Source organism: Mycobacterium sp. E1214, from assembly GCF_001666755.1.
Taxonomy (GTDB): Bacteria; Actinomycetota; Actinomycetes; order Mycobacteriales; family Mycobacteriaceae; genus Mycobacterium.
Genome location: NZ_LZJC01000126.1, coordinates 1 through 725 on the forward strand (window position 1 = coordinate 1; position 725 = coordinate 725).

Annotated in this window: 2 pseudogenes; one reads left to right on the forward strand and one right to left on the reverse strand. The window is 70.2% G+C overall.

The window, feature by feature from the left end:
- Positions 1 to 443, forward strand: a pseudogene (locus tag A5700_RS17615) (hypothetical protein); the annotation flags it as partial.
- 3 nt (positions 444 to 446) lie between these two features.
- On the opposite strand, the pseudogene A5700_RS17620 reads toward A5700_RS17615, so the two are convergent.
- Positions 447 to 725, reverse strand: a pseudogene (locus A5700_RS17620) (hypothetical protein); the annotation flags it as partial.

Consider the following 725-nt stretch of genomic DNA (forward strand, 5'->3'; position numbering starts at 1 on the left):
TCAGCGCCACCGCGGTGGTCGGCGGCGACAAGCCGCCACCCGCCCGCATCGTGCTGCTCTCCGACGGCGGCGAGAACGTGCCGCTGGACCCCAACGCCCCGCAGGGCGCCTTCACCGCGGCCCGCGCCGCGAAGTCCGAGGGCGTGCAGATCTCGACGATCTCGTTCGGCACGCCCTACGGCACCGTCGACTACGAGGGGGCCACCATCCCGGTGCCCGTGGACGACCAGACCCTGCAGAAAATCTGCGAGATCACCGACGGCCAGTCGTTTCACGCCGACAGCCTGGACTCGCTGAAGAACGTCTACACGACCCTGCAGCGCCAGATCGGCTACGAGTCCGTGAAGGGCGACGCCAGCCTGGCCTGGATGCTGCTGGGCACCGTCGCCATGGCCGGTGCCGTGCTGGCCGGGCTGCTGCTCAACCGCCGGCTGCCCGCCTGAGTCTCAGGTGGGCAGGCGCCGGTTGAGGACCAACGCCAACACCGTCGCGATCAGCGCCGCGACGACCCCCAGCCGCAACCAGCCGGCGCTGCCGGGGCCGGGCACCGTGCGGTAGCCGATCTCGTTCTCGATGGCGTTGTAGCTCTTGTTGAGCTCGGCGGCGTTGGTCGCGGTGTAGGCCTGCCCGCCGGAGAGCTTGGCGACGGTCTTCATCTGGTCGGTCGAGACGGGCACGGCGACGCGCTGCCCGTCCATCTCGATTTCGCCGCCCTTGGTGCCGAA